The sequence below is a fragment of the Streptomyces sp. SID3212 genome, from assembly GCF_009865405.1.
GTDB lineage: Bacteria > Actinomycetota > Actinomycetes > Streptomycetales > Streptomycetaceae > Streptomyces.
Map to the genome: position 1 here is coordinate 1 of NZ_WWJY01001043.1, position 12,645 is coordinate 12,645.

At 72.6% G+C, this 12,645-nt stretch carries 10 protein-coding genes and 2 pseudogenes; 1 reads left to right on the forward strand and 11 read right to left on the reverse strand.

From position 1 onward, the window contains the following. Both GT042_RS30585 and GT042_RS30590 read right to left on the reverse strand, forming a co-directional pair. Nucleotides 1-402: pseudogene (locus tag GT042_RS30585) on the reverse strand (hypothetical protein); the annotation flags it as partial. A gap of 5 nt (nt 403-407) precedes the next feature. After that, the gene (locus tag GT042_RS30590; RefSeq protein ID WP_161311937.1) at nt 408-1,250 is read right to left on the reverse strand and encodes a 4'-phosphopantetheinyl transferase superfamily protein; all 843 of its coding nucleotides are present in this window, start codon (nt 1,248-1,250) and stop codon (nt 408-410) included. Between the two features lie 263 nt (nt 1,251-1,513). On the opposite strand from GT042_RS30590, the gene GT042_RS30595 reads away from it, so the two are divergent. After that, nucleotides 1,514-2,524, forward strand: coding sequence for a TauD/TfdA family dioxygenase (locus tag GT042_RS30595; protein ID WP_161311938.1), 1,011 nt, complete (start codon nt 1,514-1,516; stop codon nt 2,522-2,524). Between the two features lie 262 nt (nt 2,525-2,786). Here GT042_RS30595 and GT042_RS30600 read toward each other — a convergent pair whose 3' ends face one another. From GT042_RS30600 to GT042_RS30640, 9 genes and pseudogenes are all read right to left on the reverse strand, one after another. Then, nucleotides 2,787-5,354, reverse strand: coding sequence for an FtsX-like permease family protein (locus GT042_RS30600; RefSeq protein WP_202534222.1), 2,568 nt, complete (start codon nt 5,352-5,354; stop codon nt 2,787-2,789). Next, on the reverse strand, nt 5,354-6,148 hold the full coding sequence (locus GT042_RS30605) for an ABC transporter ATP-binding protein (protein ID WP_161311940.1): 795 nt from the start codon (nt 6,146-6,148) through the stop codon (nt 5,354-5,356). Before GT042_RS30605 ends, GT042_RS30600 begins: the two co-directional genes overlap by 1 nt. Before the next feature lie 203 nt (nt 6,149-6,351). After that, on the reverse strand, nt 6,352-7,158 hold the full coding sequence (locus tag GT042_RS30610; RefSeq protein ID WP_161311941.1) for a 4'-phosphopantetheinyl transferase superfamily protein: 807 nt from the start codon (nt 7,156-7,158) through the stop codon (nt 6,352-6,354). Nucleotides 7,159-7,198: 40 nt separating this feature from the next. Then, a complete protein-coding gene (locus tag GT042_RS30615) occupies nt 7,199-8,593 on the reverse strand; it encodes a nucleotide pyrophosphatase/phosphodiesterase family protein (protein ID WP_202534221.1) in 1,395 nt (464 codons plus the stop codon). Then, entirely contained in the window at nt 8,590-9,819 is a 1,230-nt protein-coding gene (gene eboE, locus GT042_RS30620) for a metabolite traffic protein EboE (RefSeq protein ID WP_161311942.1), read from the reverse strand. The genes GT042_RS30615 and eboE overlap by 4 nt, the downstream gene beginning before the upstream one ends. A 12-nt stretch (nt 9,820-9,831) precedes the next feature. After that, nucleotides 9,832-10,689: a TatD family hydrolase gene (locus GT042_RS30625; RefSeq protein ID WP_161311943.1), complete on the reverse strand. Its 858-nt coding sequence runs from the start codon at nt 10,687-10,689 to the stop codon at nt 9,832-9,834. A gap of 71 nt (nt 10,690-10,760) precedes the next feature. After that, complete coding sequence (locus GT042_RS30630) at nt 10,761-11,432, reverse strand: EboA domain-containing protein (RefSeq protein ID WP_161311944.1); 672 nt, start codon at nt 11,430-11,432, stop codon at nt 10,761-10,763. After that, entirely contained in the window at nt 11,429-12,361 is a 933-nt protein-coding gene (locus GT042_RS30635; protein ID WP_161311945.1) for a sugar phosphate isomerase/epimerase family protein, read from the reverse strand. Before GT042_RS30635 ends, GT042_RS30630 begins: the two co-directional genes overlap by 4 nt. Beyond that, a pseudogene (locus GT042_RS30640) lies at nt 12,358-12,645 on the reverse strand (hypothetical protein); the annotation flags it as partial. The pseudogene GT042_RS30640 and the gene GT042_RS30635, both read right to left, overlap by 4 nt.

Here is a 12,645-nt window from a genome sequence, read left to right on the forward strand (position 1 = left end):
CCGGCCGACGTCGATGCGCAGGGCGAGTCCGGCGGCCTGGGCGTGCTGGACGTCCTGGGCGAGCTGGCCCGGGGGGCGGGCGAACACGAGGGGGGACAGGGGGTGTTCGTAGACCCGGCGGACCCAGGCGCCGACGTACAGCCGCTCGCGCTCCTCCCAGCCTGCCCCGGCGGACGGGCCGGGGTCGTCGCGCTCGACGGCGGCGGTGAGGGCGGCGAAGTAGGCGGCGAGATCGGCCTCCTGGAGGGCCGCGGGGGCGGGTCCGGGGCGCTCGGCGGCGAGGGAGGGCGTCCGGGGGCGGTTCGTGGTCCGAACGGTCTGAGCGGCCTGAGCCGTCTGAGCGGTCTGGATGGTCGGTGCGGCCGGTGCGGTCTGGATGGTCTCAACGGTCGGTGCGGTCATGGCGGTTACGTTCCTTCCGGGTCCGGTGCGGTGGATGTCTCGGTGCGCGGTACGGGATGGATGTGTACGGGCCCCCGGGCGCGGTCCCCCTGGGGACGGGCCACCGCCGCCGCGACCGTGTCGCCGAGCCACAGGTCCTGGACGGCCCAGGCGGTGGTACGGCCCGCGTAGGTGTGCAGCACCCTGACCGGGCCCCGGTGGGCGGGCCAGGTCTCCAGCCGGTTGAGCACGGTGCCCACCAGGCCGAGCCCGGCCGCCTTCACGACGGCCTCCTTGCGGGTCCAGATGCGGTGGAAACCGGCGTCCCTGGCCGGTCCCGGGGCCAGCGTCAGCAAGTGCGCGCTCTCGTTGTCCGTCAGGACCGAGCCGGACAGCGAGGCTTCCCGCATCGGGCGTACGGTCTCGACGTCGACCCCGATCGTGGTGCCCGCGCCGAGCGCGAAGACCCCGCAGTCGGCCGTACGGGACATGCTGATCGCCAGCGGGGCCGCGCTCTCGGGGGCCACGACCCTCGGGGGGCCGTGCCCGCGGTCGCCGCAGCCGGGGCAGCGGTGCCTGCCCAGCTCGACGGATTCGGGAGCGATCCCCAGCAGCCCGGCCAGGGCTCTCCTGGCCGCCGCCCTGTTGTGCGCGAAGGCCGCCGCGTCCCGTTCCGCCAGCAGGCTGAGCGCGCGGCGGAACTCCTCCGTGCCGAGCAGGGCGAGGTCGGACGGGTCGAGCTGGGCCGGCGGCCGCCACCACCAGACGTGCGCCTCTCCGTCGGTACCGGGCACGCCCGTCGCGCCGGGCACGGCGTGGGGAGGCTGCCGGGTGTGTTCGCCCTTCGGTGTTCCGTGTGTGAACGCCATGGACTTTCCCATTTCCCTCACAGTCTCTCTCTTCGACCTTTCTCGGCCTCTTTCACTTTCTCTCCGCGTGCGGCGCGGATCCTCTCCGCGTGCGGCGCGGACAGAAATGCCACCCGGCGATCGTGCACCGTGCGGCTATGGACCCTCTATACGCGTCGCGGCACGTCGTGGATTCCCGTACCCATGAATGCGCCCGTAGGGGCGCGATAGCACCTTCTCCGAGACTGGGGCGGTAAATTCCGATCGACGCGAGGAATGCCCACATGTCCGAGACCCATACGCTTGCCCTGCCTCTTCTCACGGCTCCCGCCGTCACCGCGGTCGAACTCACCGACGCCGAACGGAGCGAGCTCGTCGCCGTCGCCGAGCAGCTGGCCCCGGAGGTGGCCGCGGGGGCCCGGATCGACGATCCGGCCTGGTTGGAGGCGGCTCGTGACGCCTCGGCGCTGCTGCCGCGCACCCTGCTGGCGACCCTCAGGAAGTTCCGCCACGACGCGGGCCCCGACGGCGTGCTGCTGCTGCGGGACATGCCCGTGGTGGCGAACGCGCCGCTGCCGGTGACACCGACCGTGAAAGGATCGGTCGAACGCATTCCCACGATCGCGGCGGCCGTGATCACCACGGCGATGCTCCAGCTCGGCGAGGTCGTGGCGTTCAGGAACGAAAAGACCGGCGCGCTCGTACAGAATGTCGTGCCCGTTCCCGGAAATGAGACCTCGCAGAGCAATGCGGGATCCGTGCTGCTCGAACTGCACATCGAAAACGCCTTTCACGCCAACCGCCCCGACTACGTCGGACTCCTGTGCGTACGGGAGGACGCGACGGGGGACGCGAAACTCTGCACGTCCTCGATCCGCCGGGCGCTGCCGCTGCTCTCGGAGCGCACTCGGGCGGTGCTGGCGGAGCCCCGGTTCCTCACCGAGCCGCCGCCGTCCTTCGGGTCCCTGGACAGCGCCACTCCGGCGCACGCCGTGCTGAACGGCGACCCCGGGGACCCCAACGTGCTGGTGGACTTCTCCGCCACCCATCCGCTGGACGACGAGGCGCGCGAGGCCATGGCGGAGCTGCGGGAGGCGTTCATGTCGACCATGTCGGCGCTCGCGCTGCGCGTCGGGGACCTCGCGGTGGTCGACAACCGGCTGGCGGTGCACGGCCGTACGTCGTTCACGCCGGCCTACGACGGCGCGGACCGCTGGCTGCACCGGGTGTACGCGCACCTGGACCACCGGCGCAGCCGGGTGGACCGGGCGGACAACGGCGCGGTGCTGGGCTGACCGGGCGCCCCGCCCGGATCGCCGGCCCCGACGGCCCCGACGGCCCCGACGGCCCCGACGGCCCGAACGACACGAGAGCCGGTCTCCAGGACCCTGACCGGGGTCCTGGAGACCGGCTCTTGCCGTGGGGTGCCCGTCCCCGTGGGTGCCTGTCCCCGTGGGGTGCCCTCCGTGCCCGGGCGGGACGCACACGCCGAAGGGGCGTACGGGATGTCCTCCCGTACGCCCCTCGTGGCGGTCCGGCCGGTCCGTGACGGCCCCTTTACTGGCGGGAGCTGATCACGTCCGCCGGACTGCTGCTCAGCGCGAACCGCCCCGGGATCAGCGTCGCCACCGCCGCGAGCACCGCGGCGAGGGCGAGCACACCCACGTACATCAGCGGGTCGACCGACGGCTGCGCCGCGCCCGTCATCCCCACGCTGAACGCGGTGAGGACGGCGAACGCGATGCCGGTGCCGAGGACGGCCGCGACCAGGACCACCAGGGCCGACTCGATGCGCAGCATCGACATCACCTGCCGGCGGGTCGTGCCGACGAGCCGCAGGAGCGCGAACTCGCGGGTGCGGTCCGAGACCGACATGGCCAGGGTGTTGACCACCGCGATCGCGGTGAACGCGATGATCAGGCCCATGGCCAGGTAGTTGACCTCGGCGTTGGACTGCTGGACGTCGGCCGCCAGGCCGTCGACCTCGGTGCGGTCCAGCACCGCGATCCCGGGGAACGCCTTGACCGCGGCGGTCAGTTGCTGCCTGCCCGCCTTCCCGTCACCGGCCGTCTTGACCAGGACGGAGGAGGCGAGCGGGTTGTCGACGTGCTTCGAGACCAGAGTGTGGGACATCGTCAGATCGCCGAAGCCCAGACCGCGTTCGTAGACGGCGGCGACCTTGAGGATGACCTCGGTGCCGTCACCGAGGGTCAGCCGCAGGCTGTCCCCCGGCTTCTTGCCGAGGTTGTCGGCCGATACGTCGCTCAGCGCGACGCTCTTGTCGCCGAAGCCCTTGATGGAGCCCTGCGAGACGTCCGGGTCCCAGTTGTCGGTGAGCCCCTGCGGAGTCAGGCCCTGCGCCGGGTACTTGTCGAGGCCGACGCGGACCGTGGTGCGGACCACCTCGGTCACGTCGGTGACCCCGGGAACCTGCCGCAGCGCCGCCGTGGCGCCGGCCGGGACACCCGGACCGCTCGAACCGACCACCCAGTCGGCCTTGTTGCCCGCCTTGGCCTGCGCCGTCGAGGCGTCGCCCATGGTCGTCTGGACGAACAGGACCGTGGACGCCATGCCGATGAGCAGCGTCAGCGGCGTGACCGCCGAGGCCATCCGCTTGGCGTTCGCCTTCGCGTTGGCCGTGGCGAGGTGGCCGCCGACCCGCGAGAGGCGCAGCGGAACTCCCGCGAGGGCCACGGAGATCCGGGAGATGACCGGGCCGAGGACCGCGACGGCGACGGACAGGACGACGACGCAGAGGAAGGTGACGGGCTGCGACGCCGGTTCCGTACGGAGGAAGCTGAGGACGACGACGAGGACGATGCCGCCCGCGAGGACCAGGGCGCCGGTGAGGAGCCTGCTCCAGGCGAAGTGCCGCTTCTCCATGGCCGCTTCGGAGAGTGCCTCGGCGGGGCGGATCCGGGCGGTGCGGCGTGCGCTGATGCGCGCCGCGGCCCAGGCGCCGAGCAGGGCGGCGGCGATCGCCGCGAAGAACGGGACGACGCTGTAGGTCATCTCCAGGGTTTCGGGGATGGCCTTGAAGTCGACGAACTTGCCGTGGAGCCAGTACGCGATGGGCAGTCCCATCGCCGAGCCGAGCACACCCGCGAGCGCCCCGATGATCAGGGCTTCGCGGCCGATGAGCTGCTTGACCTGCTTGGGGGTCGCCGCGACGGCCCGCAGGAGGGCGATCTCGCGGTGGCGCTGCTGGATGGAGAGGGCGAAGGTGCCGACGACGACGAGGATCGCGACGAGCAGGGACGTACCGCCCATGGCGCCGCCCATCGAGACCATCTTGATCCGGGCGGCGCCCGCGTCGAGGAACTCGACCGGGCCCCGGTTGCCGCCGGTGGCGACCTTGTACCGGATGCCGTCGTCGTTGGCCAGCGCCTTGTTGACCTGGGAGGCCAGTTCACCGGCGGAGACTCCGGGCTTGGGCAGGACGCCGATCACGGCGGCCTGGCCGCCGCGCCCGGAGAGCTTCTGGGCCTCCGCGTCCGAGAAGAACAGGGAGGTCTGCTGGCTCAGGTCGCCGCTCCTGGGCGCGGCGATCCCGCTGACCTTGTACGGGGTGGGGGCACCGGTCGACTGGACGACGACCTCGGCGCCGGGCTTGAGCCCCGTACGGGAGGCCAGTTCGCGGTCGACCACGACCTCGCCCGCGCCGGGCGCCTTGCCGTCGGTGAGGGCGAAGGGCGTCAGGCCGGCCGAGGACCAGCCGTGGCCGTACGACTTCTTGCCGTCGACGCCCTCGACGATCCGGCCGCCGGAGTCCACCGCGTAGGCGGGGAAGGTGACTTCGGAGACGATACGGGCGGCGCCGGGCAGCGCGGAGAGCTTGTCGTCCGTGCCGGCCGGCAGCCAGACCCGCTCGGCCAGCGGCTTGGCCTTGTGCTTGGTCTTGGTCTTGCCCTTCTTCTTCTTGACGGTGGTCTGGTGGACGTTCTGGTCGGCGCCGACGATCACCGGGGCGGCGGCGTAGCGCTCGGTGTTGATGGTGCCGCGCAGGCCGGTCTCCAGCAGGATGCCGCAGGCGGTGACCAGCGCGGCCGCGCAGAACAGGGCGAGGAAGGCGCCGATGAAGCTGCCCTTCCTGGCCCTCAGGGTCTGGATCGCGTACCGCAGCATCAGGCCCACGCTCCCAGGTGTGTCATGCGCTCGGCGACGCGGTCGGCGGTCGGGGAGTCCATGCGGCCGGCGAGCTTGCCGTCGGCGAGGAACAGGACGGTGTCGGCGTAGGCGGCGGCGATCGGGTCGTGGGTCACCATGACGACGGTCTGGCCGGTCTCGTTCACGCAGGCCCGCAGCAGGGACAGGATCTCCTTGGCGGTCACGGTGTCGAGCGCGCCGGTCGGCTCGTCGCCGAAGATGACGTCGGGGCGGGTGATCAGGGCGCGCGCGATGGCGACGCGCTGCTGCTGGCCGCCGGAGAGCTCCGCGGGCCGGTGCTTGGCCCGGCCGCCGAGGCCCACGCGGGTGAGGATCTCCTCCAGCCACGCCTTGTCGACGCTTTCGCCGGAGAGCCGTACGGGCAGCTCGACGTTCTGGAGCACGGAGAGGGAGGGGATCAGGTTGAACGCCTGGAACACGAAGCCGACGCGCTGTCTGCGCAGCTTGGTCAGCTTGGTCTCGCTCAGGTCGTTCAGCTTGGTGTCGCCGATGTAGGAGGTCCCCGTGGTCGGCTTGTCGAGACCGGCGGCGCAGTGCAGGAAGGTGGACTTGCCGGAGCCGGACGGGCCCATCACCGCGGTGTAGGAACCGCGTTCGATGGTCACCGAGACTCCGTCGAGCGCGCGGACGCCCCGGCCGTTCTTCCCGTACACCTTGGTCACGTCGTCCAGGCGCAGGGCGTGGCCCCGGGCGTCAGTGCGGTAGCCGCTGCTGCTCTCCTGCGAACGACGGCTGCTCCTCTCGGTGATCATGCGCGACCAGTCCTCTCCATAGTGCGATTCCAAGGGGTAAAGGCATCGGGGACCAGCCTGACCCCCAGATCTATATACGATCTATCACAGGGTGTTACTGACACATACTCAACTTCTTTTCGTGCCACGTCTTTTCACGCGAGGGGATACGGACGCGCCGCCCGGAGGGGACCGGGCGGCGCTTTCCGTAGCCGTGCGGCCGGTTAGGGCGTGTCCGCCGGGGCGTGGAGGTGGACCTCCCCCCGGGTGCTCCCCAGCGGGCGGGCCAGGGACGCGGACCACGGGCCCGGCACCGCGAGGTCCCGCACCTCCCAGTGGGTCGTCTCGGCGCGGTACGTGTGCGCCACCTCGACCGGGCCCGGGTCGGCGGGGCTCACGTCGAGCGCGTGCAGCTCCATGCCGAGCAGCCCCAGGCCGACCGCCTTGACGACGGCCTCCTTGCGGGTCCACGTCCGGTGGAAGGCCGCGTCCCGCTCGGGGCCCCGTGGCCGGCCCATGACGTACGCCCGTTCCGACGGGGTCAGGACCACGTCGGCCAGGTTGTCGTCGACCGGCCTCAGCGCCTCCACGTCGACGCCGACCCAGGCACCGGCCCGTACGGCCAGCGCCCCGATCCCCGCCGTACGCGACAGGCTGACCGCCAGCGGCACCGGCGGCCGGACGACGGACGGCGGCCCGTGTTCGGGATCGCCGCAGCCGGGACAGATCCGCCGGCCGAGGCCGACCTCTCCCGGGGTGATGCCGAGCAGCCCGGCGATCGCGCGCCGGGCGCCCGCCCGGGTCGCGGTGAACGCGGCGGCGTCCGCCTCGGCGTGGAACCGCTGGGCGCGGCCCCGTTCCACCGAGTCGAGCGCGGCGTAGTCCGCCGGGTCGGTGCGGCCGCCGAGCGGCCACCACCACACGTGCGCCTCGCCGAGCGTCCGCAGGCGTGCCACGGCCGCGAGCGCGGTGTCGGGTACGTACACCTCGCTGATCGTGGTGTCGATCGTGGTGCTTCCCCGAGGCGTCATCCGCCCCTCCTCTCTCCGTCCTTTCCGGTAACGGCCGGTCTCAGGCCAGTCCGCCCAGGCGCAGGAGCAGGTCCTTGACCTCGGTGGCGTGGTAGCGGTCCCGTCGCTGACCCGGGTCGGAGCACAACAGCAGTGGTCCGTCCCGGTCGTCCTGGGGCAGCCGTCCGTGGCTGCCCCTGACATGGGTCGGGTCGAGCGGCACCACGTTGAGGGGCGCCCTCATCCCGGCCTTCTTGCGCAGCAGTGTCAGTGCCGCCTTCGCCTTCACCGCCGGATCGGCGGGGTCGAAGAAGAGTTCGGCCGGGTCGTAGCCCGGCTTGCGGTGGATCTCCACGCCGCGCGCGAAGTCGGGGGCGCGGGTGTCGTCCAGCCAGTAGTAGTACGTGAACCAGGCGTCCGGGTCGGACACGGCGACCAGTTCCCCCGAGTTGGGGTGGTCGATGCCGTACGCGGCCTGCTCGGTGCGGTCCCAGACCTCGTCGACCCCGTCGAGGTGTTTGAGGACGTCGCGCACCCGGGGGACGTCCGACGGGTCGGCGACGTACACGTGGGCGGCCTGGTGGTCGGCGACGGCGAACGCCCTGGAGGTGTACGGGTCCAGGTACTCCATGCCGCGCTGGGAGTAGACGGACAGCAACCCCTCCCTGCGCAGGGCCCTGTTGATGTCGACGGGCCGGCTGACCGGGCTGATGCCGTACTCGCTGAGCGCCACGACGGTGGTGCCCCGGTCGCGCAGATCGCCCAGCAGCGGCCCGAGTTCGGCGTCGGCGTCGCGGGCCGCCTGCACGGCCTGCGGGCTGTCGGGGCCGTACCGCTGGAGGTCGTAGTCCAGGTGCGGGACGTAGATGAAGGACAGGTCGGGGCGCCGGGTGTCGGCGACATGGCGGGCGGCGCCCGCGATCCAGCGGGTGGAGGCGATGGACGCGGTGGGGCCCCAGTAGTGGAAGAGGGGGAACTCGCCCTGCCGGGCGGTGAGTTCGTCGCGCAGTCCGGCGGGGGTGGTGTAGCAGTCGGGGGACTTGCGGCCGTCGTGGTGGTAGACGGGACGCGGGGTGAGGACGGTGTCGACGTCGGCGCCCATCGCCCACCACCAGCAGAGGTACGCGGTGGTGTGTTCCGGGTCCCTGGCGCGCGCGGCCTGCCACACCTTCTCACCCTGGACGAGGGCGTTGTGCTGGCGCCACATCATGACTTCGCCGTGGTCGCGGAAGTACCAGCCGTTGCCGACGGCTCCGTGGTCGCGGGGCAGGAGGCCGGTGGTGAAGGTGGCCTGGACGGTGGCGGTGACCGCCGGGAAGACCGTGTCGAGGCGGGACGTGAAGCCCTCTTCGCCGATGGCCCTGACGTTGGGCATCTCGGCGAGGAGGCGGGGGGTGAGGCCGACGGTGCAGAGCACGGCGACCTGGTTGCGGCGGCCTGCCGGACTCCCTCTCATGACGGGGCTCCCTCGTACGGGCCCTGCGGCGGGATGTCACGCGCTCGTTCGTACGGGCCCTCGTGGGGGCGCAGGCCGAGACCGGTCAACTCCTGCTGGGTCCATTCGAGTTCGGTGGCGATCCCGGCGGCGACGGTGGCGGGCCCGGCGGGGCGCAGCCCCTTGGGCAGCACGTCCCAGGTGTACGTCTCGACCTCGATGTGGTCGGTCAGCGCGCGCTCCCCGCCGAACGCCACCCGCAGGGTCTCCTGAAGTACGTCGCTGGTGTTGCGCAGCGGCGGCTCGGGCTGGTCGTGCAGGGGCACGTGGTAGTGGATCCGCCACGGCGCCTCGCCCGGCAGCGCCCCGGCGAGCGCGGGCGCGAGGTCGTCGCTGCCGTGCAGGGTGCCGTCGGCGGACCGTTCCCGGGTCTGGTGGAGGAAGCGCGGTTCGGCGAACGGGCGCAGGGCTTCCCGTACTTCCGGGTCCGAGGGGTGGTCGGCGACCAGGGCGGACGACGCCTGGAGCTTGACGACGGGGACGCCGGCGGTGAGCAGCGCGGCGATGGCGCCGGCCGGGTCCTCGTGCTGGACGGCGAGGTGGCAGACGTCCAGGCAGAGCCCGATCCAGTCGTGGTCGGCGCCGGCGATCGCCTCGGCGGCCTGTGCGGTGGTCTCGGCGACGCAGCCCGGTTCCGGTTCGAGGCCGACCCGGACGACCCGCCCGGTCTCGGCCTCGATCTGCTTGAGGCCGGCCGCGAGGGCGTCGAGGTGGCGGGCGGCGGCGGAGCGCTGGACCCCGGTCCAGGAGGTGCGCCAGGCGAGCGGGAGGGTGGAGATGGAGCCGCGGGCCGCGTCGTCGGGGAGTAACCCGGCCAGGACGCGGGCGAGGTTGAGGGTGTAGGTGAGGCGGGAGGGTTCGGACCAGTCGGGGTAGTAGACGCCGCGTTTGACGACGGGCGCGTGGAATCCCCGGTAGGGGAAGCCGTTGAGGGTGACGGTCTCCAGGCCACGTGAGGTCATGTCACGGCGCAGGGCGGCGACGGCCTCCGGGTGGGTGGCGAGGTGCGCGGCCACGTCGGAGGGGAGCCACAGGCCGAGCCCGATCAGGTCGGCGCCGAGGTGCTGGCGCACCGGTTCGCAGTACTCGGCGAGCTGGGCCGTGATGCCGTCGAGGGTCTCGGCCGGATGCACGTTGGTGCAGTACGCGACATGGACCGTGGTGGAGTCGGAGTGGTGGAGACGCATCGTCTATCGTCCTCAGCTGCCGCCGCGGGCGATCGAGTTTCCGGCGTACAGCCCCGCGGCCTGTACATCGTTGGAGCCGTCCAGGTCGAGCCTGCCCGACTGTCCGTAAAAGATGAGGGGGTTACGCCACATCACCCGGTCGACCTCGTCGTGGTCGAAGCCGGCGGCGAGCATGGCATCCGCGGTGGCGCGGGTCAGCAGGGGGTCGCTGTGCCCCCAGTCGGCGGCGGAGTTGACGAGGATCCGCTCGGTGCCGTACCGCTTCAGGACGGCGACCATGCGGTCCGGGGTCATCTTGGTGTCGGGGTAGATGGAGAAGCCCATCCAGCAGCCGGAGCCCGCGACTTCGCCGACGGTGACCTCGTTGAGGTGGTCGAGTACGACGTACCCGGGGTCGATGCCGGACTCGCCGACGACGGCGAGCGAGCGGGCGGTGCCGCCCGCCTTGTCGCGGTGCGGGGTGTGGACGAGGGCGGGCAGCCCGAACTCGACGGCGAGGGCGAGCTGGGTGGCGAAGGCGTGTTCCTCGGCGTCCGTCATGGTGTCGTAGCCGATCTCCCCGACCGCCACGACGCCGTCCTTGGCCAGGTAGCGGGGCAGGAGGTCGAGGACCGGGGTGCAGCGGGGGTCGTTGGCCTCCTTCGGGTTGAGGCCGACGGTGCAGTGGTGCCGGATGCCGAACTGGGCGGCGCGGTAGGGCTCCCAGCCGAGGAGGGCGTCGAAGTAGTCGGTGAAGCTGCCGGGTGAGGTACGGGGCTGGCCGAGCCAGAAGGCGGGTTCGACCAGGGCGCGGACACCGGCGTCGTACATGGCGCGGTAGTCGTCGGTGGTGCGGGAGGTCATGTGGATGTGTGGGTCGAAGATGCGCATGGGCCGGTGCTCCGTCGGGAGGTCGGGGGCGGGGCGGGGGTCGGAGGTCTCGGGAGTTCCTAGGGCGTGTCCTAGCTCTCGTAGGCGTCGACCAGCCACAGGTCGGCGGGGATCGGCCGGCCCGCGGCGCGGCGTTCGGCGGCGAACCCGGCGGCCATGCGGGCGAGTTCGGCGTCGCGGCGTTCGTGCAGGCCGGCCACCTTGGCCAACGGGATGCCGGTGAAGAGGCACTTGAGGACGGCCTGGCGCCAGCGGTACTGGTCGAGATGGACCTTGGCGTACGGTCCGAGCGCGGCGGCGATCAGCCGGTCGTCGTTGGTGCGCAGGGCGTCGTCGGTCAGTTCCAGTCCGTACGCGCCGACCGGGAGGAAGGCCAGGGCGCGGAGGACTCCGCGCCGCTCGGCGGCGTCGCCGTGGTGGTAGTGCCGAGCGGCCTCGTCGGCCAGGTCCTTTCCTTCCAGGGGCAGTTGGGCGAGCAGGACGGTCCTGACCGCGTCCTCCGTGGACCAGCCGGACCAGCCGGGGAGGGGGCCGCGGCCGTAGACGCGGCCGGCGGCGGGGAAGCGGCTGTCGAGGGCGCCGGGGCCCTGCGCCCCGACGGCCGCGAGGTCGGCGGCGAGTCGTGTACGGCTCTCGTGGCCGAGGCCGGAGGCCAGGCACTCCTTGAGGGTGCGCAGGACGAGCGCGTCGCACACGGCGGCCGGTGCCACCGTGGGAGCCGCCGCCGTTGTCTGGGCTGTCATACCGGTACGACCTCCTTGAGAAGGGCTGCGGAGCGCAGGAATTCGATGCTGTGCCGGGCGGTCGCGGTGGCGGCGTGGCTGTGGCGGGGCAGCTCCACGGAGACGAGTCCCCGGTATCCGGCGGCGCCGAGTGCGGCGAGGACGGGCGGGAAGTGGATGTCGCCGTCCCCGAAGGGGAGGTGCTCGTGGACGCCGCGCCGCATGTCCTCGATCTGTACGTGGGCGAGCCGGTCGGCGGCCAGTTCGACGCACCGGGTGACGCTGTGCGGTTCGAGGCAGCGGCAGTGGCCGATGTCGAGGGTGAGCCGGAACCGGTCGGGCCGCCCGAGCGCGTCGTCCAGCCTGCGGTAGCCGGCGAGATCGGCGACGAGCATGCCGGGCTCCGGCTCGAAGGCCAGGTCGACCCCGGCGGCGTCGGCGTGCGCGACGGTCTCGGCACACCCGTCGACCAGCCGCGCCCAGGCCTCGTCCTGGCCGGTCCCCGGGTCGGCGGCCCCGCTCCAGAAGTGAACGGCCCCGGCCCCGAGTTCGGCCCCGATGCCGATGGCGCAACGGAGCAGATCGAGCCGCCGCGCGCGCCCGTCGGCCTCCGCGCTGAGCAGGGTGGGCCGGTGCTTGCGCCAGGGATCGAGCAGGTACCGGGCCCCGGTCTCGACGACAAGCCCGAGCCCGGTGACGTCGAGCACCCGCCGCACGTCGGCGATCCGCCGGGGCAGGTCGGGGGCGTACGGGTCGAGGTGCTGATGGTCGAGGGTGAGGGACACCCCGTCGTACCCGAGGTCGGCCAGCACCCGCAACGCGTCGGGCAACCGATGGTCGCCAAACCCGTTGGTGCCGTAGGCGAACCGGAGCGGGGCCCCGGGGGCCGGGGCGGGGTCGGTAAGCGAGTTGCGGGGGCCCGGGGTCCGGGTGCCCGGGGTCGTCGTCATGTCGAGGGCACCTTCCGTGCGAGCCGGCCGACCACGGGCAGCGCGAAGCCCAGGGGCAGGGCGAGCAGCGGCGCCCCGGCGCGGGCGACCAGCGCGGCCTGGAGGGGCAGCAGGGCGTGGATCCCGGCGCCCACCGCGGCCCGCACGCGCGGGGCGGAGGGGTGGCGCGCCACGGCGGACTGGGCGCGGAGGCAGGTGACGGCGTAGGTGGCGGCGGCCCCGGCGGTCACCAGGGCGGCGGGGGTGGTCCGGCGCCGGCCGGCGCCCGAAGCACCCGTGGCGTC